The 20,514-nt window shown below is 64.4% G+C and carries 16 protein-coding genes; 5 read left to right on the top strand and 11 right to left on the bottom strand.

Annotation, left to right across the window (positions count from 1 at the left end; all coding sequences use genetic code 11):
- Positions 1 to 125: 125 nt before the first annotated feature.
- On the bottom strand, positions 126 to 2,102 hold the full coding sequence (locus DM373_RS02375) for a methyl-accepting chemotaxis protein (RefSeq protein WP_110992025.1): 1,977 nt from the start codon (positions 2,100 to 2,102) through the stop codon (positions 126 to 128).
- Between the two features lie 286 nt (positions 2,103 to 2,388).
- Positions 2,389 to 3,321, bottom strand: a complete 933-nt coding sequence (locus DM373_RS02370) for a LysR substrate-binding domain-containing protein (RefSeq protein WP_110992024.1) — start codon at positions 3,319 to 3,321, stop codon at positions 2,389 to 2,391.
- Between the two features lie 156 nt (positions 3,322 to 3,477).
- Here DM373_RS02370 and DM373_RS02365 point away from each other — a divergent pair, with 156 nt between their 5' ends.
- Positions 3,478 to 4,863: a NorM family multidrug efflux MATE transporter gene (locus DM373_RS02365; protein WP_110992023.1), complete on the top strand. Its 1,386-nt coding sequence runs from the start codon at positions 3,478 to 3,480 to the stop codon at positions 4,861 to 4,863.
- A 63-nt stretch (positions 4,864 to 4,926) separates the two neighbouring features.
- Here DM373_RS02365 and DM373_RS02360 read toward each other — a convergent pair whose 3' ends face one another.
- Entirely contained in the window at positions 4,927 to 6,594 is a 1,668-nt protein-coding gene (locus tag DM373_RS02360; protein WP_110992022.1) for a putative bifunctional diguanylate cyclase/phosphodiesterase, read from the bottom strand.
- Positions 6,595 to 6,917: 323 nt separating this feature from the next.
- Between DM373_RS02360 and rep the strand changes: the two genes are divergently transcribed.
- Together rep and xpt are read left to right on the top strand one after the other, a co-directional pair.
- Positions 6,918 to 8,927: a DNA helicase Rep gene (gene rep, locus DM373_RS02355; RefSeq protein WP_110992021.1), complete on the top strand. Its 2,010-nt coding sequence runs from the start codon at positions 6,918 to 6,920 to the stop codon at positions 8,925 to 8,927.
- Positions 8,928 to 8,990: 63 nt separating this feature from the next.
- On the top strand, positions 8,991 to 9,563 hold the full coding sequence (gene xpt, locus DM373_RS02350; protein ID WP_110992020.1) for a xanthine phosphoribosyltransferase: 573 nt from the start codon (positions 8,991 to 8,993) through the stop codon (positions 9,561 to 9,563).
- A 100-nt stretch (positions 9,564 to 9,663) separates the two neighbouring features.
- Here the strand turns inward: xpt and DM373_RS02345 are convergent, their stop codons facing one another.
- The 6 genes from DM373_RS02345 to dadA form a co-directional block, all read right to left on the bottom strand.
- Entirely contained in the window at positions 9,664 to 11,526 is a 1,863-nt protein-coding gene (locus tag DM373_RS02345; RefSeq protein ID WP_110992019.1) for an acetyl-CoA hydrolase/transferase C-terminal domain-containing protein, read from the bottom strand.
- Positions 11,527 to 11,902: 376 nt separating this feature from the next.
- Positions 11,903 to 13,210 (bottom strand): hypothetical protein, encoded by a 1,308-nt coding sequence (locus tag DM373_RS28655; protein WP_157966805.1) that lies wholly within the window; start codon positions 13,208 to 13,210, stop codon positions 11,903 to 11,905.
- 362 nt (positions 13,211 to 13,572) lie between these two features.
- Positions 13,573 to 13,977: a c-type cytochrome gene (locus DM373_RS02340; protein ID WP_110992137.1), complete on the bottom strand. Its 405-nt coding sequence runs from the start codon at positions 13,975 to 13,977 to the stop codon at positions 13,573 to 13,575.
- Positions 13,978 to 14,131: 154 nt separating this feature from the next.
- Positions 14,132 to 14,680, bottom strand: coding sequence for a cupin domain-containing protein (locus tag DM373_RS02335; RefSeq protein ID WP_110992018.1), 549 nt, complete (start codon positions 14,678 to 14,680; stop codon positions 14,132 to 14,134).
- A gap of 251 nt (positions 14,681 to 14,931) precedes the next feature.
- Complete coding sequence (alr, locus tag DM373_RS02330) at positions 14,932 to 16,005, bottom strand: alanine racemase (protein ID WP_110992017.1); 1,074 nt, start codon at positions 16,003 to 16,005, stop codon at positions 14,932 to 14,934.
- A 192-nt stretch (positions 16,006 to 16,197) separates the two neighbouring features.
- A complete protein-coding gene (gene dadA / locus DM373_RS02325; protein WP_110992016.1) occupies positions 16,198 to 17,499 on the bottom strand; it encodes a D-amino acid dehydrogenase in 1,302 nt (433 codons plus the stop codon).
- Positions 17,500 to 17,654: 155 nt separating this feature from the next.
- Between dadA and dadR the strand changes: the two genes are divergently transcribed.
- The gene (dadR, locus tag DM373_RS02320; protein ID WP_003258963.1) at positions 17,655 to 18,143 is read left to right on the top strand and encodes a transcriptional regulator DadR; all 489 of its coding nucleotides are present in this window, start codon (positions 17,655 to 17,657) and stop codon (positions 18,141 to 18,143) included.
- Between the two features lie 122 nt (positions 18,144 to 18,265).
- On the opposite strand, the gene DM373_RS02315 is transcribed toward dadR, so the two are convergent.
- The gene (locus tag DM373_RS02315; protein WP_110992015.1) at positions 18,266 to 18,619 is read right to left on the bottom strand and encodes a YkgJ family cysteine cluster protein; all 354 of its coding nucleotides are present in this window, start codon (positions 18,617 to 18,619) and stop codon (positions 18,266 to 18,268) included.
- A 154-nt stretch (positions 18,620 to 18,773) separates the two neighbouring features.
- Here DM373_RS02315 and DM373_RS02310 point away from each other — a divergent pair, with 154 nt between their 5' ends.
- The gene (locus DM373_RS02310) at positions 18,774 to 20,066 is read left to right on the top strand and encodes an NAD(P)/FAD-dependent oxidoreductase (protein WP_110992014.1); all 1,293 of its coding nucleotides are present in this window, start codon (positions 18,774 to 18,776) and stop codon (positions 20,064 to 20,066) included.
- Between the two features lie 70 nt (positions 20,067 to 20,136).
- On the opposite strand, the gene DM373_RS02305 is transcribed toward DM373_RS02310, so the two are convergent.
- Complete coding sequence (locus tag DM373_RS02305) at positions 20,137 to 20,367, bottom strand: DUF1127 domain-containing protein (protein ID WP_110992013.1); 231 nt, start codon at positions 20,365 to 20,367, stop codon at positions 20,137 to 20,139.
- Positions 20,368 to 20,514 lie beyond the last annotated feature (147 nt).

The following is a 20,514-nucleotide window of genomic DNA, read 5'->3' as shown; positions in this document are numbered from 1 at the left end:
GGTTCGAGATCCCGGGGCCGCCTTGCGGCCCTTCGCGGGTAAACCCGCTCCCACAGGTTGCCGTGCTTGCAGAGTCCCTGTGGGAGCGGGTTTACCCGCGAAGAGGCCGGTACAGACAACCGCTGTTACCTGACTCGGAACCGATCCACTTCCTGGCGCAACTGCCCCGCCAGCCCCTCCAGTTCCCGCGCCGTCATGGCAAGCTCATTGGCCACATCACGCTGTTCACTGTTGGCCTGGGCGATGCTCTGCAGATTCCGGCTGAGCACCGTCGCGGTGCTGCTCTGCTCCTGGGTCGCCGTGCTGATCACCGCGAACTGCTCACCCGCCGTACGGCTCTGCTCGTCGATGCGCGCCAGGGCCTCGGCCACCTTGTCGTTGCGCGCCAGACCTTCCTGCATCAACTGGTTGCCCTGCTCCAGGGTGCTGATGGCATGGCCGGTCTGCTGCTGGATGCTGGCGATCATCCCGGAGATCTCATCGGTGGCCTGGCGGGTGCGCGCGGCCAGGCCACGCACCTCGTCGGCCACCACGGCAAAGCCACGGCCCTGCTCGCCGGCACGCGCCGCCTCGATGGCGGCGTTGAGCGCCAGCAGGTTGGTCTGTTCGGCGATCGCGGTGATCACCCCGACGATACCGCCGATCTCCTGCGAACGGGCACCCAGGGTGTCCATGACCGTCGCGGTACCGCCCAGCGCCTGGGCAATCTGCTTGAGCGAGGCCGAGGCTTGGTCCATGGCATTGCGGCCGATGCGGGTCTGCTGGGCGTTGTCGCGGGCCATGCGTTCGGTGCCGGCCATGTTGTCGGCGATGTTCATCGACGTGGCGCTGAACTCTTCCACCGCGCCGGCCATGCTGGTGATCTCGCCGGACTGCTGCTCCATGCCCTCGCAGGCTCCGGACGACAGGCCCGACAGCGAACGGGCGCGGCCGCTGACTTGCTCCGAGGCCTCGCGGATATGCTCGACCATGGTTGCCAGGGCATCGGCCATCTGGTTGAACCCGCGCGCCAGCTGGCCGATCTCGTCATGGCTGGTGACGCTCAGGCGGGCATCGAGGTTGCCGGCCCCCAGCGCCTCGGCCTGGCGCACCAGGTCGCCCAGCGGGCGCAGCTTGCGGCGCAGCAGCCAGAGCGTGGCGACCACGGCCAGCAACATGGCCAGCAGGCTGCCGATGGCCAGGCGCAGGCCGACACTCCAGGTCACCTCGCTGATTTCTGCCTGCGGCATGCTCGCCACCACGGTCCATGGGCCCTCGGCGAACGGCATGACGACACTGAACTGCGGCACGCCGGCGCTCTCCCAGAAGCGCCCCTCGCCGGCCTTGAGGCCTTTGATGGCCTGGGCCGCGGCCTCGCCGTCACGCACCTCGGCCGGCGGCACCAGCCACTTGCCCTGCTCGTCGAGCAGCGCCAGCGAGCCGGTCTGGCCAATGCGGAAGCGCTTGAGGTTGGCGAACTGGGCGTTCTGCGCGTCGGTATAGTCGAAGCCGACGAACAGCACCGCGATCACCCGGCCGCTGCCGTCGCTGACAGGCACGTAGCGGGTCATGTAGTTGCGCTCGAACAGCACGGCGCGGCCGACGTAGGTCTGCCCGGCCATCAGCTTGGCGTAGGCCGGGTGCTGGCGGTCGAGCTGGGTGCCGATGGCGCGGCTGCCGTCCTGCTTGGTCAGCGAGGTGCTGATGCGCACGAAGTCGTCGCCGCTGCGCACGAACAGGGTGGCGACCCCGGCGGTCATCTGCTGGAACTCGTCGACCTGGCGGAAATCGTTGTTCAGCAAGTGTTCGCCCAGGTACAGCGCCGGGGTGGCGACTCCGGCCACGCTGACCGTCTCGCCCGCATGCAGGGCCAGGCCCGTGGCGAAGCGGCGCTCGAACAGCCCGCTGAGGCGCTGGGTGTTGTCCCTGAGCGACCCGTGGAAGGTGTCCAGCTGGTCGGCCAGCAGCCGCGCTTCGCTGCCCAGGTGGGCCTGGCGGGTGGTGAGGTTGGCGTCGTCCAGCGAACGCAGGGCGAACAGGGTACTGCCGGTGATCACCAGCGCCAGCACGATGGCGAGGGCGATGCCGAGCTGCGAGGCGATACGGGCACGCGGTTGAGACATGGGAGAGCTCCTGGCAAGAGGCCGGGATCGTCCTGATCACGCTGACCACCCGCTTCCTATGAACGGGGAATCGCGCCCTCTTCCGGGACGCTGGTGCCAATGGATCGGCGTCGCGGGGGAATACTTGAGTGTCGGGCCGGGGTATTCGCAAACCTTTGCGCAGGGTTGGGCGGCAGCCGCCCATCGCGGGGCAAGCCCGCTCCCACGCAGCCTCTGGGAGCAACTGTCTTGCTCATTTTTTGGAAGCTGGCGCGATCCCTGTGGGAGCGGGCTTGCCCCGCGATGGCTATGACACTTGCGCTGCAAGTATCTGCACGTCCGGCAAATCCATCCCCACCGCCTCCTCCTGCAAAAACCCGCTCAACCTGCGCAACCGCTCGCCCCCCGGCCGGGTCCTGGGCCACACCAGGTAATAATCCAGCCCGCTGGCCACCGCCGTCGGCCAGGGCAGGCTCAGGCGCCGCTGGGCCACATCCTCGGCCACCATCAGCAGGTCGCCCATGGAGATCCCGTACCCACGGGCAGCCGCGATCATGCCCAGCTCCAGGGTGTCGAACACCTGCCCGCCCTTGAGCGACACCTTGTCAGTGAGCCCCATGCGCGCCAGCCAGGCACGCCAGTCACGCTTGTCGGGGGTGGGGTGCAGCAGTTCGATGCCGGCCAGCCGCCGCTCATCCCAGGGCGCATCGTCGAGCAGGTCCGGCGCCCCCACCGGGATCAGCAGCTCGCTGAACAGCCGGCGTACCTCCCAGTCGGCCGGGAAATTGCCGTCGCTGAGCAGCACCGCACAGTCGAACGGCTCCTGGTTGAAGTCCACGTGGTCGACGTCCATCCAGGCACTGGTCAGTTGCACTTCGTTGCCCGGCTGCAGGTGGCGAAAGCGGCTCAGGCGCGCCAGCAGCCAGCGCATGGTCAGGGTGGACGGCGCCTTCATGCGCAGGATGTCGTCTTCGCCGCGCAAGGTCTCGCAGGCTCGCTCCAGCGCGGCGAAGCCGTCGCGTACGCCGGGCAGCAGCACCCGCGCGGCCTCGGTCAGTTGCAGGCTGCGGCCGCTGCGCACGAACAGGCGGCAGGCGAAGTGCTCTTCGAGCGTGCGGATATGCCGGCTGACCGCGCTCTGGGTGATCGACAGTTCGACACCGGCGCGGGTGAAGGAGCTCAGCCGCGCGGCGACTTCAAATGCGCGAAGCGCATACAGCGGAGGGAGCTGGCGGGACATGGCGTACCTGGCATGCGGGGCCGTGGAGGCAGTGCACTGGATCATACATACATGAGTCAGACTCATGGCAGTGATCGCATTTATCCTTTTGTGCAAAGCTGACCGAAGCCTCAGAATCGACCGCTCGCTCATTGCTCCCCCCACAAGGACAAGCCCATGCACGTCGCGCCCACCACTGAACTCAAGGCTTTGCTGCGCCTGGCCGGGCCGCTGATCGCCTCGCAGTTGGCGCACATGCTGATGGTGCTCACCGACACCTTGATGATGGCCCGCATCAGCCCGCAGGCGCTGGCAGGTGGCGGGCTGGGGGCGGCGAGCTATTCGTTCGTATCGATCTTCTGCCTGGGGATAATCGCCGCGGTCGGCACGCTGGTGGCGATCCGCAAGGGCGCCAACGACATCGAAGGTGCCACCCGCCTGGCCCAGAGCGGCCTGTGGCTGGCCTGGGGCCTGGCCCTGGCGGCGGCGCTGGTGCTGTGGAACCTCAAGCCCGCGCTGCTGCTGTTCGGCCAGCGGCCGGAGAACGTCGACGCGGCCATGCAGTTTCTCACCCTGCTGCCGCTGGCCCTGCCCGGCTACCTGACGTTCATGGCCCTGCGCGGCTTCACCAGTGCGCTGGGGCGCTCCACGCCGGTGATGGTCATCAGCCTGGTGGGCACCGTGCTCAACTACCTGCTCAACCATGCGCTGATCGAGGGTATGTTCGGCCTGCCCAAGCTGGGCCTGATGGGCATCGGCCTGGTCACCGCGGTGGTGTCGATGGGCATGGCCATCGCCTTGGCGCTGTACATCCGCTGGCACAAGGCCTATGCCGCCTACCCGCTGCGCAAGGGCCTGATGCGCCCTTCGCTGCCGGCGCTGCGCGAGCTGTGGCGCCTGGGCCTGCCGATCGGCGGCACCTACATGGTCGAGGTCGGGCTGTTCGCCTTCGCCGCGCTGTGCATGGGCGTGCTTGGCAGTACCGAGCTTGCGGCGCACCAGATCGCCCTGCAGATCGTCTCGACCGCGTTCATGGTGCCGACCGGGCTTTCGTATGCGGTGACCATGCGCGTCGGCCTGTACTACGGCGCCGGCAACTTGCTGGCGGCGCGCAGTGCCGGGCGTGTCGGGATCGGTTTCGGTGCCACGCTGATGCTTGGCTTTGCCGCGCTGTTCCTGCTGCTGCCGGACAACCTGGTGGGCTTGCTGGTCAACCGTGACGACCCGGCCTTTGCGCCGATCTTCCAGCTGGCGGTGCAACTGGTGATGGTGGCGGCCTGGTTCGAGCTGTTCGACGGCGTGCAGACCATCGCCATGGGCTCGATCCGGGGCTTGAAGGATGCCCGCACCACCTTCCTGATCGGCGCGGTGTGCTACTGGCTGGTGGGGGCGCCGAGTGCCTGGTTGTTCGCCTTCACCCTCGGCGGTGGGGCGCCGGGGATCTGGTGGGGGCTGGCGCTGGGGCTGGCCTGTGCGTCGGTGGCGCTGACGTTTGCCTTTGAATGGCGGATGAAGCGGATGATTGGCCGGGGCGCAGGTGTGAACGCCGCTGTCTCGGCCTGATCGCGGGGCAAGCCCGCTCCCACGCTGTTCGACGTGGGAGCGGGCTTGCCCCGCGATTGCGGTTCAGAGGACTTCCACCCGCTTCGGCTTCTCGATCTGCAACAGGTACTCGATCAACTCCGCCACCGGCAGCGGCCGGCTGACCAGGAAGCCTTGCACCTGGTCACAGCCGAACTCGCGCAGCAACGCCATCTGCTCCTCGCTCTCGACCCCTTCGGCCACCACCTCCAGGTTGAGGTTGTGCGCCAGGTTGATCATCGCGTGCACCAGCTTGCGGTTCTCTTCGCGCTGCTCCATGCCGCCGACGAAGCTGCGGTCGACCTTGAGCAGGGTGATCGGCAGGCTGTTGAGGTGCACGAACGAGGAGAAGCCCGTGCCGAAGTCATCCAGCGAGAAACGTACACCGAGGCGCCCGAGGGCATCCATGGTCTGGCGCACCAGCTCATTGCGGCGCATCACCGCGGTTTCGGTCAATTCGAATTCCAGCCAGCGCGCATCGACGCCGTGCTCGACGATCAGCCGGCTCAGGGTGGCCAGCAACTGGCTGTCCTGGAACTGACGGAAGCTCAGGTTCACCGCCATGTGCAGCGGCGCCAGGCCGCGTTCGCGCAAGGCCTGCATATCGCTCAGGGCACGGGAGATCACCCAGTAGCCCAGCGGCACGATCAACCCGCTCTGCTCGGCCAGCGGCACGAACTCGCTGGGCGGCAGCAGGCCGCGCTCCGGATGGTTCCAGCGCACCAGGGCCTCGAGGCCGACGATACGGCCGTCGGTGAGGTTCAGCCGTGGCTGGTAGTGCAGTTCCAGCTCGTCGCGGCGCAGGGCGCGGCGCAGCTCGCTTTCCAGGTCGGCGAGGCTGCGCGCGTTGCGGTTGATGCGCTCGTTGAACACATGGAAGGTGCAACCCTGGCTGCCCTTGGCCTGGCGCATGGCGATGTGCGCATGCCACATCAGCGGGTCGGCGCCGGCCTGGGCGCGGGCGTGGGCAATGCCCAGGCTGCAGCCGAGCAGCAGGCTCTCGCCGTCGATCCAGTAGGGCTCGGTCAGGGCCTCGGTGATGCGTTCGGCGATCCATTCGGCGCGGTTGGCGTCACGCCGGGTGTCGATCAGCAGGGCGAACTCGTCACTGCCCAGGCGCGCCAGCTGGTCGGTGGCTTCGAGCTGGCTCTTGAGCCGCGCCACCACCTGCAGGATCAGGCGATCGCCGCCCTGGTGGCCCAGGGCATCGTTGACGTGACGGAAGTTGTCGAGGTCGAGGTGGCCCAGGGCCAGGCCGCGGCCTTCGTTTTCGGCCAGGCGCGTGGTCAGCAAGGCCTGGAAGCCCTGGCGGTTGGCAATGCCGGTCAGCGGGTCCTGCTCGGCCAGGCGTTGCAGGGTGGCGACCAGTACGCCGCGCTCGCGCACATGGCGCAGGGAGCGACGCAGGGTGTCGGTACCCAGCTGCGCCAGCACCAGCCAGTCGCTGACGCCCACCGGTGTAGCCGCAGGTTCCTGCTCGAGCAGCAGGATGGTCGGCAGCTCGCAACGCCCTGGGGCTGGCTGCAACTCGGGGGTGGCCAGCACCACGGCCTGCCGGTCGTTGGCGAACAGGCTGTCGACCGCTGCCCAGTTCGGTGCGGTCAGCAGCACCGCGCTCCCACCCAGAGGCTGCAGGCATTCGCGCAAGCGTGCGGCCCATTCCGGCTCATCGGCCAACAGCAGCAAACGCAGGGGTTCGGCGGGCGTGGACAAGCGGGCTCCTTAGGCGTGGACGGTGGAACGGCGGGGGCGGTGTATCCTACCGCAACAAATGAAAATGATTTTCACTTTTAGTCATGGCCGTCCCTGACCAGCGCCCCGTCGCATTTTGACGTGCATCCTGCGCGAAACCCGCGCAACCGGCAAACAGGATTTCGGTGATTTGCATGGCGGTTGGCAGTATCGCCCTGCCAGGCCGTGAAAAACCCCGCCCGGCAGGCGGTAAAAGGTTGACTCACACGTCAGACGGTCGCGCCACAACCCCTTGATGCCTGTTAGAATGCGCGGCTATTTTCTGGCGACCCCCGGTTTCTAGCATGTCCCGACTCAATCCCCGGCAACAGGAAGCCCGAGACTACGTTGGCGGCCCTCTTTTGGTGCTCGCTGGTGCAGGCTCCGGCAAGACCAGCGTGATCACGCGCAAGATTGCCCACCTCATCCAGAACTGCGGCATCCGTGCCCAGTACATCGTGGCGATGACCTTTACCAACAAGGCCGCCCGCGAGATGAAGGAACGTGTCGGCACCCTGCTGCGTCCGGGGGAAGGCCGTGGCCTGACGGTGTGCACCTTCCACAACCTGGGCCTGAACATCATCCGCAAGGAGCACGAGCGCCTGGGCTACAAGCCGGGGTTCTCGATCTTCGACGAGTCCGACATCAAGGCGTTGCTGTCGGACATCATGCAGAAGGAATACTCCGGCGACGACGGCATCGACGAGATCAAGAACATGATCGGTGCCTGGAAGAACGACCTGATCCTGCCGCCCGAGGCCCTGGAAAAAGCGCGCAACCCGCGCGAGCAGACCGCCGCCATTGTCTATACCCACTACCAGCGCACGCTCAAGGCGTTCAACGCGGTGGACTTCGACGACCTGATCCTGCAACCGGTCAAGCTGTTCCAGGAGCACCCCGAAGTGCTCGAGCGCTGGCAGAACCGCGTGCGCTACCTGCTGGTGGACGAATACCAGGACACCAACGCCAGCCAGTACCTGCTGGTGAAGATGCTGATCGGCATGCGCAACCAGTTCACCGTGGTGGGCGACGACGACCAGTCGATCTACGCCTGGCGGGGCGCGCGGCCGGAGAACCTGATGCTGCTCAAGGAGGACTACCCCTCCCTGAAGATCGTCATGCTCGAACAGAACTACCGCTCCACCAGCCGCATCCTGCGCTGCGCCAACGTGCTGATCGCCAACAACCCCCACGCGTTCGAGAAACAGCTGTGGAGCGAGATGGGCGTGGGCGACGAGATCCGCGTGATCCGCTGCAAGAACGAGGAAGCCGAGGCCGAACGCGTGGCCATGGAAATCCTCACCCTGCACCTGCGCACCAACCGCCCGTACAGCGACTTCGCCATCCTCTACCGCGGCAACTACCAGGCCAAGCTGATCGAACTGAAGCTGCAGCACCACCAGGTGCCCTATCGCCTGTCCGGCGGCAACAGCTTCTTCGGCCGCCAGGAGGTCAAGGACCTGATGGCCTACCTGCGCCTGCTGGTGAACCCGGACGATGACAACGCCTATCTGCGGGTGATCAACGTGCCGCGCCGCGAGATCGGCTCGACCACCCTGGAAAAGCTCGGCAACTACGCCACCGAGCGCGGCGTGTCGATGTACGCCGCCAGCGAGGAGCTGGGCCTGGGCGAGCACCTGGACGCGCGCTATACCGAGCGCCTGCAGCGCTTCAAGCACTGGCTCGACGGGGTGCGCCACAAGGTGGCCCTGGACGAGCCGATCGCCGCGCTGCACGAGATGATCCGCGACATCGACTACGAGAACTGGATCCGCCAGCAGACCGCCAGCGACAAGGCGGCGGAGTTCCGCATCAGCAACGTCTGGTTCCTGGTCGAAGCGCTGAAGAACACCCTCGAGAAGGACGAAGAGGGTGACATGACCATCGAGGACGCCATCGGCAAGCTGGTGCTGCGCGACATGCTCGAGCGCCAGCAGGAAGAGGAAGAGAACGCCGAGGGCGTGCAGATGATGACCCTGCATGCCTCCAAGGGCCTGGAATTCCCCTACGTGTTCATCATGGGCATGGAGGAGGAGATCCTCCCCCACCGCTCGAGCATCGAGGCCGACACCATCGAAGAGGAACGCCGCCTGGCCTACGTGGGCATCACCCGCGCGCGCCAGACCCTGGCCTTCACCTTCGCCGCCAAGCGCAAGCAGTACGGCGAAATCATCGACTGCACGCCGAGCCGGTTCCTCGATGAGCTGCCGCCGGACGATCTGGCCTGGGAAGGCCTGGACGATGCGCCGGTCGAAGTCAAAGCCGCGCGGGGCAACAACGCGCTGGCCGATATCCGGGCCATGCTCAAACGCTGATCAACCATTACTCTTTAACTTTGCCGCTATTTGCGGCCACCTTTGTTACATCGGAGACACACAGTGGAAGCACTGCAGCAGAAGATTCGCGAAGAAGGCATCGTGCTTTCCGATCAGGTCCTGAAAGTCGATGCGTTTCTCAACCACCAGATCGACCCGGCGCTGATGCAACTGATCGGTGACGAGTTCGCCCGTCTGTTCGCCGACTCGGGCGTGACCAAGATCGTCACCATCGAAGCCAGCGGCATTGCCCCGGCGGTGATGACCGGCCTGAAGCTCGGCGTGCCGGTGATCTTCGCCCGCAAGCACCAGTCGCTGACCCTGACCGAGAACCTGCTGACTGCCTCGGTGTACTCCTTCACCAAGCAGACCGAGAACACCGTGGCCGTCTCGCCGCGCCACCTCAACAGCAGCGACCGCGTGCTGGTGATCGACGATTTCCTGGCCAACGGCAAGGCGTCCCAGGCGCTGATCTCGATCATCAAGCAGGCCGGCGCCACCGTGGCGGGCCTGGGTATCGTCATCGAGAAGTCGTTCCAGGGCGGCCGCGCCGAACTGGACAGCCAGGGCTACCGCGTTGAATCGCTGGCACGGGTGAAGTCGCTGGAAGGTGGCGTGGTCACCTTCATCGACTGATGGCCCCGTGGGAGCGGGCTTGCCCCGCGATGGCGTCAGATCAGACGACGATGTTGTCCGCGCTGACGCCATCGCGGGGCAAGCCCGCTCCCACGTTCCGCTATTGCCTGGAGGCCTTGAGGCCCGCCAGCAGCAACCGCTGGTACAGCTCTTCCTTCAGCCCCTTGGGCTGATCCAGTTGCATGCGCACCAGGTGCGCCTCATACCCCTCGGGCCCTGGCGCATCCAGCGCCGCCTTGCCCAGCTCCAGCACCTCGCTCAGCTTGAACTTGCTCTTCAACCAGTTCAGCGCCCGCAGCAGGTCGCGCTCCTGGGCCGTGAAGTCGCTGCCCAGCGGGTACTCCGGGAACAGCCGTGCATGGCGCGCACGGATCGCCTCCAGGCGCTCGGGAGTATTGTCGCGATAGCGCTCGTCGAGCTCGAAATCCTTTGCCAGTTTGCCCGCCGCCTTGGCCTGCGCCGTCAGCTCGGCCTGAAAACGTGAATCACTGATCGCCAGCAACCGCGCAATCACCTCGCTGTCGGTTTGCCCGCGCAGGTCGGCGATGCCGTACTCGGTGATCACGACATCGCGCAGGTGCCGGGGAATCGTGCAGTGGCCGTAGGTCCAATAGAGGTTGGAGCTGACCTCACCGCCCGCCTCGCGCCAGCTGCGCAGCAGCAGGATCGAGCGCCCGCCCTCCAGCGCATGGCCCTGGGCGACGAAGTTGTACTGCCCGCCCACGCCGCTGAGCACCCGGCCATCCTCCAGCTGGTCGGCCACACCGGCGCCGAGCAGGGTCATGCCGAACGCCGTGTTGATGAAGCGCGCGTCGCGGCGCTGGCGGCGTTTCAGTGCCTCCTGGCCGTACAGCTCGTTGATGAAGCTGATGCGGGTCATGGCGAACTGTGCGCGCTGCGCCAGCGGCATCTCGCGCAGGCGCTGGTAGAACGCCTGCGGGCCGAGGAAGAAACCGCCATGCACCAGCACGCCCTGCTCGTCCGCCGGGCGTCGCACCACGCCGGCCTCGGCCAGGGCCAGCAGGCCGTTGACGAACATCTCGCTGCAGCCGTACAGGCCCTGGGCGAAGGCATCCAGGCCCCCTTCCCGCTCGATCAGCACCTGCCACGGGCCGATATCCAACGCCTCGAGCAGGGCCCGGTAACCGTCGTTGTCGCCCTGGCGCGCCAGCAGGGCGGCCGCCACGGCATCGCCCATGGCGCCGATGCCGATCTGCAGGGTGCCGCCGTCGCGCACCAGGCTGCTGGCGTGCAGGCCGATGCAGTGGTCCTGGGTGGTAACCGGCATGTTCGGCGTGGAGAACAGTCGGCGTTGCTCGGGCTCGTCGATCAGCAGATCGAAATCGGTAGTGGCCAGCTCGGCGTCGCCGGGCATGTAGGGCAATTCGCTGTGCACCTGGCCGAGCAGCAGGATGGTTTCGCCGGCCGCACGGCGCTTTTCGATCATCGGCAGCAGGTCGAGGGTGATGTCGGGATTGCAGGCGAGGCTCAGGCGATCCGGGTGTTCAGGCGTGGCGGCCACCAGCTGCGCTACCAGGTTCAGGCCCTTGGCGTTGATGTCACGGGCGGCGTGGCTGTAGTTGCTGCTGATGTAGTCCTGCTGTGCCGAGACGCTGTGCAGCAGGCTGCCCGGCTGCATGAAGAACTGCTCGACGCGGATGTTCGGCGGGAGGCTGTCGGCGCGCAGGTCGGCGACGTAGGTGAGCTCTTCGTAGTCGGCGAACACGCGCTCGACGAAGGGTTCGAGGAAGCGCCGTTGCAGGCCATCGCCGAGCGGTGGACGGCCGAGGGACAAGGCGGTGTAGATCGTCAAGCGGCGCTGCGGCAGGTCGCGCACCCGGGCGTACAGGGCGTTGATGAAGGCGTTGGGTTTGCCCAGGCCCAGGGGCAGGCCAACATGGATATGGGCAGGAAGGCGGGTCAATACTTGGTCGACGGCCTGATCGATCGAGCAGAGAAACATCATCGCCTCCTGAGCCACTCATGAGTTCAGTGGGTTGGACAAATGGCGGGCTCGTTGGTTGCCTTCACACGTTCATAGTCTGAGTGCCTGGACAATCAGGTGGCGCGAAACCTAACGCGCACGCCACGAGACTACTCACGCGCCTATACATTAGCGGTGGCTGATCAGATCGAAAAAGGTGAAGTCAGCTCATGGGTATGGGTGAAGTGCACGCGTAGTACTGGAGGCCGGATTGAATACATCCGGCCTCCAGAGGTTTACCACTCGTTGGTAGATAAATTACCGCTGCTCCAACGTTGCAGAAATACCACAAACCGCACAGACAACAGATGTCGTGCAAGAATGAAATCGTGAGCCGCAATACTTCATCAGCCTTTCAGGACGTTGCGACAGCGACCACCGCCGCAACACCATTCCTATTACACGCCACCAACAATGAGCCACGGGACGTTAGTGTGGGCGGCATAGAAAATGTCGTAGATGTGTGCGAGGGCATACCGTATCCATACTCAGCGAAAGAATGATCCAACTCTCCCGACTCAGCCCGATAACAACCCAACATCGAAGAACGGTAAACGTCCGATCCCCCACAATAAATTCTATCCCCCGCCATCGTAGCAGCGTCCCATTGGGAATCTAGCTTGGGAACAAACAATGTGGTGAAACGCTTTGTGATTTCTCCGGCCTCATCGATAGCCCATACAGTCGCAGCTCCGCGACGTGGATCATAAGCCTGAACATAGCCCAGCACCCCGAGACTATTATCGGAATGTAGCGCACACCCCCTGGCAATGAATCCCTCAAGCTCAACTTTACCCGCACTGCCATAACTGAGGTCGACATCACCCGTTAATTTGAATGCGCGGACAACAGACCATTCAGCATCACCAGGCGAGGCGAACACGCCTACTAGCCGTGCTCCGTGCACAACAAGCTCTATCAACATTCTTCCATATGAAAGTTCATCGTGATTTCCTACAATTACGCCACCACGATTACCAAACTCCTTATCGATCGCTCCGTTCGCATCGAGTCGCACTATCAGGCTTGCCTGCTTGACCTTAGAGTAAAGGAAAGCGATCAGGTAGCAACCTCCATAGGGGTCGAAGACCGCCCCGCTGCAGTAGGCCTGTTCAAACTCTGGATTTAGAGGAATGAAATGCGAAGCCAACAACCCATCTACATTCAGCAGGCCTTGATTTCCAAAGGCATCATCCAGCCTCCCCGCGCCATCCATGCATATCAAGTAAGCGACTTGTTTAAGATAAATTCCTTCACGCCACGCGGACAATGCATACGTGATTAATCTTCCTTTAGCGTCTATGAACGTCGACCTCGGAACAGTATAGCCTCTCGACTCCAATTGAATGGTCAAGCTACCTCCTGTACCAAATGACTGTTCAACCACCCCCTTTTCGTCAAACATCGTAAACCCGGCTTTTCGCGAGAGACCACTAACAACATAATTATAATAGCTAACGACATAGCTACCTTTACCTGCAGGGTAAGGTATCAGTGTCAACGCGTTTCCAGCGGGAACACCATCGATTTCAAACGACTTGACACCGGATTCGGCGAATCGTTTGTCCAGGCCCAGATCGGGGATAGGAAGACCCGTTTCAGACGCGCTGGTCGAATTCGTACCAGGGCCAAAGTACAATGCTTTTTCTTCGATATTTTTCATGATACTTATCCTGTTAAATCGAGCATCATTACTGGACGCAGTATTCACACCTAGGAAAAGTACTTATCAATGCGAAAAGGCTTTATTCCAGGAGGGAGGGGGACGGATTTAGCATTCTCGCAAGAGCTCATTTACTTAAGCACACTTCCCTGATTGCCTAGTCCAGCTTCATGCAGTCGCACTACACCCTGATTGAAACGCTGTTCGAAAAGCTGCGCAACTGTCAAAAATGCCAGTTTTTATTGAGCACTGCGTGAGGCTGGTAGCGACTTACAGCTAGAGGGGGCATGCCAGTGAATAATGGTTCAAGCGGATAAGAAAAAGCCCGCCATGCGGCGGGCTTTCGGTAATTCAAGCAGCGTTCAGAGCCCGGACATCTTCTTGATCGCACCCTTAAGGTCATCATCCGAGCAATCCGCGCAGGTGCCCTTCGGCGGCATGGCGTTGATCCCGGTAATGGCCTTGGCCAGGATGCCGTCGAGGCCGCCCTGGTGGTCGGCGCGCTCTTTCCAGGCTGCGGTGTCGCCGATCTTCGGAGCGCCCAGCAGGCCGCTGCCATGGCAGGCGTTGCAGTGCTTGGCGATGATGTCGTCCGGCGTCTTGGCACCGCCGCCGCCAGCGCTGGCGACCACTTCCATGCCCTTGCATTCCTGGCCCTGAACGCAGACTTGGCCAACCGGCGCCAGGCGCTTGGCGATCTCGTCGTTGGTCGCAGCGGTTGCGCTCATTGCCCAAAGGGCGAATACGGCTGCTGGTACGGCCAGCATCTTCTTGATTTGGTTCACACGTACACCCTCATGGTGGCTAATCACGCTCGCGGCCACGGGATAGCGAGCGTTGAAAAGTATAGCGGCACTCCTGAAAGCGTGGAACGACCACACTCTGGGAAAGGGTATTGGCGAATCAATGCACTGCGCTGGATCAAAAGTTCGACGGGGTGGCCGCGCTGATCAACCGGGCAGGCTCGGCGAACGGGTTGCGAAAACGGTGCGGGCGAGTGCTTTCGAAGTAGTAGCTGTCGCCGGCTTCGAGGATGAAGATCTCGGTGCCGACCACCAGTTCCAGGCGGCCTTCCAGGAGGATGCCGGTCTCTTCGCCGTCATGGGTGAGCATCTCTTCGCCGGTATCGGCGCCGGGCGGGTAGACCTCGTTGAGGAAGGCGATGGCACGGTTGGGGTGCGACTTGCCGACCAGCTTCATGGTCACCGCGCCGTCGGAGATGTCGATCAGCTCGTGGGCCTTGTAGACGATCTGCGTCGGGCTTTCCGGTGCCAGTTCGACCGAAAAGAACTCGACCATGGACATGGGGATGCCACTGAGCACTTTGCGCAGGGAGCTGATGGAGGGGCTCACGCTGTTCTTCTCGATCATCGAGATGGTGCTGTTGGTCACCCCGGCGCGTTTGGCGAGTTCGCGCTGGGACAGGCCCTTGAGCTTGCGGATGGCTTGCAGTCGTTCACCGACGTCCAAAGCGTGGGCCTCCAGGAAGGGTCAGGTGGGGGATGTGTGAACGATATGATGGCAATGCCGTTCAGTATTTACAACACACCGCCCCGCAGCCTGTCCGCTTCGGGTTTGGACGAAAAGTCGCCGAGCGGCGATCAGGCAAGGCGAAAACAGGCGAGGAAGCGGAGTTTACGGGTTGTAAATGAGCATTCCGAGCCTGTTTTCAACGCAGCATGATCGTCGCGCAGGCACTTTTCGTACAAAGCCTTGGCGCCTTATTCGCCGATATAGTCCCGTGGCACGCGCTTCAGGTTGCAGAAGATCTGGTACGGGATGGTACCGGCCTGCAGCGCCACGTCGCTGGCCAGCACCTGCTTGCCCCACAGCTCGACCGGGCTGCCGATGGTGGCCTCGGGCACCTCGGTGAGGTCGATGCAGAGCATGTCCATCGACACCCGGCCGATCAGCTGGGCGCGCTTGCCGGCGACCACCACGGGCGTGCCGGTGGGTGCCTGGCGCGGATAGCCGTCGGCATAGCCCATGGCGACCACGCCGACCCGGGTCGGCCGAGGGCTGACGAATTTGGCGCCATAGCCCACCGGCTCACCGGCCGGCAGTTCGCGCACGCTGATCACTCGCGATTGCAGGGTCATCACCGGTTGCAGGCGGGCGGCCTGGGCCTGCTCCACCTCGAACGGGGTGGCGCCATACAGCATGATGCCCGGGCGCACCCAGTCGCTCTTGATGCTCGGCCAGCCCAGCACCGCCGGCGAGTTGCGCAGGCTGCACTCGGCACTGAGGCCCTGGCGGGCAGCTTCGAACACCGCCACCTGCTGCTCGGTGGCCGTGGCGTCGAGTTCGTCGGCACGGGCGAAGTGGCTCATCAGCACGATGCGCGACACCTTGCCGCTGGCCAGCAGGCGCTGGTAGGCGTTGTGGTAGTCCTTGGGGTGCACGCCGACCCGGTGCATGCCGGTGTCCATCTTCAGCCAGATGGTCAGCGGCTTGTGCACGGCGGTCTTTTCCAGCGCTTCGAGCTGCCACAGCGAATGCACCACGCACCACAGGTCGTGCTCGGCGATCAGCGCCAGCTCGCTGGCCTCGAAGAACCCTTCGAGCAGCAGCACCGGCGCCTTGATGCCGGCCGCGCGCAGCTCCAGGGCTTCCTCGATGCAGGCCACGGCAAAACCGTCGGCCTCGGTTTCCAGGGCCAGGGCGCAACGCACCGCGCCATGGCCGTAGGCGTCGGCCTTGACCACGGCCAGGGCCTTGACGCCGGTCAGCTCACGGGCCAGGCGGTAGTTGTGACGGAGGGCTTGGAGGTCGATCAGGGCACGGGCGGGGCGCATGGCGGCAGCCTTCTGGCAGTTCTGGTTATCGGTAAAGCCCCGGCGCGGCGAGTGGGGGTAGGTACCCACCGCACCGGGGTGAGGGAACAGGTCGATCAGTGTTTGCCCCTTCGCGGCTGAAGCCGCTCCCACAGCAAGCGCGATCTCTGTGGGAGCGGCTTTAGCCGCGAAGAGGCCGGTACAGGCGCCCGCTTACTGGTGCGCCGGCGCCGGCTGGCCTTGGCCGGCAGCTTCGCGGCTGCTGCCGTAGCGCGAGATGTCCAGGCCTTCGGCGCTGATCTGCGGCTTCTTGCGGGCAATCAGGTCGGCCAGCAGGCGGCCGGAACCGCACGCCATGGTCCAACCCAAGGTGCCGTGACCGGTGTTGAGGAACAGGTTACGGAACTTGGTGGCACCGACGATAGGCGTGCCATCCGGGGTGGCCGGGCGCAGGCCGGTCCAGAAACTCGCCTGGCTCAGGTCGCCGCCGCGAGGATAAAGGTCGTTGACGATCATCTCCAGCGTTTCGCGTCGACGCGGGTTCAGCGACAGGTCAAAACCGGCGATCTCAGCCATGCCGCCAACACGGATGCGGTTGTCGAAACGGGTGATCGCCACCTTGTAGGTTTCGTCGAGGATGGTCGAGGTCGGCGCCATGTCGCCATCGGTGATCGGCACGGTCAGCGAGTAGCCCTTGAGCGGGTAGACCGGGGCCTTGATGCCCAGCGGCTTGAGCAGTTGCGGCGAGTAGCTGCCCAGGGCCAGCACGTAGCGGTCGGCGGTTTCCAGCTTGCCGTCGATCCACACGCCGTTGATGCGGTCACCGGCGAAGTCCAGGCGCTGGATGTCCTGGCCGAAGCGGAACTCGACGCCCAGCTTGACGGCCATGTCGGCCAGCTTGGTGGTGAACAGCTGGCAGTCGCCGGTCTGGTCGTTGGGCAGGCGCAGGGCGCCTGCAAGGATATCCTTCACGCCGGCCAGGGCCGGCTCGACGCGGGCGATGCCGTCGCGGTCGAGCAGCTCGTACGGCACGCCGGACTGCTCCAGCACGGCGATGTCCTTGGCAGCGGCATCCACCTGGGCCTGGGTGCGGAACAGCTGGGTGGTGCCCAGGCTGCGGTTCTCATATGCGATGCCGGTTTCGGCACGCAGTTCGTCGAGGCAGTCGCGGCTGTACTCGGACAGGCGCACCATGCGCTCCTTGTTCACCGCGTAGCGGCTGGCGGTGCAGTTGCGCAACATCTGCGCCATCCACAGGTACTGGTCGACGTCGCCGGTGAGCTTGATGGCCAGTGGGGCGTGGCGCTCCAGCAGCCATTTGATGGCCTTGAGCGGCACGCCTGGCGCGGCCCACGGCGAGGCATAGCCGGGCGAGATCTGGCCTGCGTTGGCAAAGCTGGTTTCCATGGCCACCGCCGGCTGGCGGTCGACCACCGTGACTTCGAAACCTTGCCGGGCCAGATAGTAGGCACTGGCGGTTCCGATCACACCGCTACCTAGTACCAGTACTCGCATTGTTCATCCCTCGCACGCGGCTCGCCGCAGTCTTTTGTTGATATGGCATGGATGCGCGCATTGTATGAAGGACAGCCCAGTGCAATTCACTATATAAACGCCTATATTTGGCGAGAATTCTCGGCAAAATTGCCTTTGACGGAGGGGCATCCCCTATGAGAACCCAGCACCAGAGCAAGCGTGAACTGGACAAGATCGACCGCAACATCCTGCGGATCCTGCAGAATGACGGCCGCATCTCGTTCACCGAACTGGGCGAGAAAGTCGGGCTGTCGACCACCCCCTGCACCGAACGCGTGCGCCGCCTGGAGCGCGAGGGGATCATCATGGGCTACAACGCCCGGCTCAATCCACAGCACCTCAAGGGCAGCCTGCTGGTGTTCGTCGAGATCAGCCTGGACTACAAGTCCGGCGACACCTTCGAAGAGTTCCGCCGCGCCGTGCTCAAGCTGCCCCACGTGCTGGAGTGCCACCTGGTGTCGGGCGATTTCGACTACCTGGTGAAGGCGCGCATCTCGGAAATGGCCTCGTACCGCAAGCTGCTGGGCGACATCCTGCTCAAGCTGCCGCACGTGCGCGAGTCGAAGAGCTACATCGTGATGGAAGAAGTGAAAGAGAGCCTGTGCCTGCCGATCCCGGATTGACAGGCAGCCCTTTCGCGGCACAAGGCCGCTCCTACAGGAAACCGCGATCACTTGTAGGAGCGGCCTCGTGCCGCGAAAGGGGCGCGAAGCGGCCCCAGCAATCCCGAATAGGTATGGCGTGTTCAGACCAGCACTTGCCGGGTGGTGGCGATGAACTGGTGCACCAGCTGCTCGGCCGCCGGGTCGATCGGCTGCTCAGGCCCGCGGCCGCGGGGGCAGGCCAGGCGCGGGGTGGTGCCGAACAGGCGGCAGATCATTGGCCGTTCTTCATACACCGTGCAGCCGTTCGGGCCCAGGTGCACGCAGTTCAGGTGCTCCAGGGCCGCTTCCTGCTCCTGCGCTGTCTTACGCGGCAGGCGCGCCATCTCTTCGGCCGAGGTGGTGACCGGGCCACAGCAGTCGTGGCAGCCGGGCACGCACTCGAACGAGGGAATGAGTTCGCGCAGGAAGTGGATCTTGTGGCGGTTGCAGGACATGGGGGAGGACAGAGCGAGGAATGAGGTTGAATTATAAGCCCAATCGCGGGGCAAGCCCGCTCCCACGACTAGATAGCGGCGTGGGAGCGGGCTTGCCCCGCGATTGGCCAGTTGCCTATTCTCCACCTTTCGCCTCAGCCCCGGGAATCGACAGATGATCCACAGCGCGCAGCACGCCGCCTCCTACTACGCCGCCAGCAGCGCGCCACACCCCGATCATCCCTACCTGCAGGGCGAGCACAGCGCCGATGTGTGCATCGTCGGTGGCGGCTATTCGGGCCTGAACACCGCCATCGAGCTGGCCGAGCGCGGCCTGTCGGTGATCCTCCTGGAAGCCCGCAAGCTCGGCTGGGGCGCCAGCGGGCGCAACGGTGGGCAACTGATCCGTGGGGTCGGCCATGGCCTGGAGCAGTTCCTCCCGGTGATCGGCGAGGACGGCGTGCGCAGCATGCGTTTGATGGGCCTGGAGGCCGTGGAGATCGTCCGTGAACGGGTCGAGCGCCACGCCATCGACTGCGACCTGACCTGGGGCTACTGCGACCTGGCCAACAAACCCGCCGAGCTTGCAGGCTTTGCCGAGGACGCCGAAGAACTGCGCAGCTTGGGCTATCGCCACGAACTGCGCCTGGTGCAGCCCGGCGACATGCATTCGGTGGTCGGCTCCGACCGCTATGTCGGCGGCCTGATCGACATGGGCTCGGGGCACCTGCACCCGCTCAACCTGGCGCTCGGTGAGGCGGCTGCCGCCAGCCGCCTGGGCGTGCAGTTGTTCGAGCAGTCGCAAGTCGCCCGCATCGAGTACGGCCCTGAAGTGAAAGTGCACACCGCCCAGGGCCGGGTCCGCGCCAAGACCCTGGTGCTGTGCTGCAACGCCTACCACAACGACCTCAACCGCGAACTGGGCGGCAAGGTGCTGCCGGCCGGCAGCTACATCATCGCCACCGAGCCGCTGGGCGAGGAGCGTGCACGCCAGCTGCTGCCACAGAACATGGCGGTGTGCGACCAGCGCGTGGCCCTGGACTACTACCGGTTGTCCGCCGACCATCGCCTGCTGTTCGGTGGTGCCTGCCACTACTCCGGGCGCGACCCGCAGGACATCGCCGCCTACATGCGGCCGAAGATGCTCAAGGTGTTCCCGCAACTGGCCGACGTGCGCATCGACTACCAGTGGGGCGGGATGATCGGCATCGGCGCCAACCGCCTGCCGCAGATCGGCCGCCTGGCCGGGCAGCCGAACGTCTACTACGCCCAGGCCTACTCCGGGCATGGGGTCAACGCCACCCACCTGGCCGGGCGCCTGCTCGGCGAAGCCATCAGCGGCCAGCAGAGCGGGCGTTTCGACCTGTTCGCCAAGGTGCCGCACCCGACCTTCCCCGGCGGCAGGCTGATGCGCTCGCCGCTGTTGGCGCTGGGGATGCTTTGGTACCGGCTCAAAGAGCTGCTGTGATCGGGTGTGGGGCCCTATCGCCGGCAAGCCGGCGATAGGGCCAACCCTGACAAGCCAATACCTTGATCCCTCAATCCTTCCAGAACGGCTTGTACGCCTCGCGGCACGCCTGTTCCCAGGTCAGTCCGATGTCGCGCAGCTGGTAGTCCTCCATCTGCAGCAAGGCCCTGCGGGTGCGCCAGCGATGCAGCATGAGCCCCCAGCACCCCAGCCCCGCCGGAGCGCAGTAGACCTTGGGCCGCTGCCCTGCCTCCAGTTCCGTGGCCAACAGTTGCAACCGTGCATCGCTCATGCCACCCATTTGCGCACCCTCCAGATCACGTCATAGCGTGCAGAAAGCATGCGCGTGCGGGGCATGAGCAATACAGACCCAACACAGATTTATTATTTCCATACAGAATTGGCGTAATGTCGGCTGAATGGAGTATTTTCCTGCAATCTGTATCGG

It is taken from the genome of Pseudomonas sichuanensis (assembly GCF_003231305.1).
In the GTDB taxonomy this organism is placed as follows: Bacteria; Pseudomonadota; Gammaproteobacteria; order Pseudomonadales; family Pseudomonadaceae; genus Aquipseudomonas; species Aquipseudomonas sichuanensis.
Note: the sequence above shows the minus strand (reverse complement) of the source record. Positions and strands in the feature narration are given on the sequence as shown.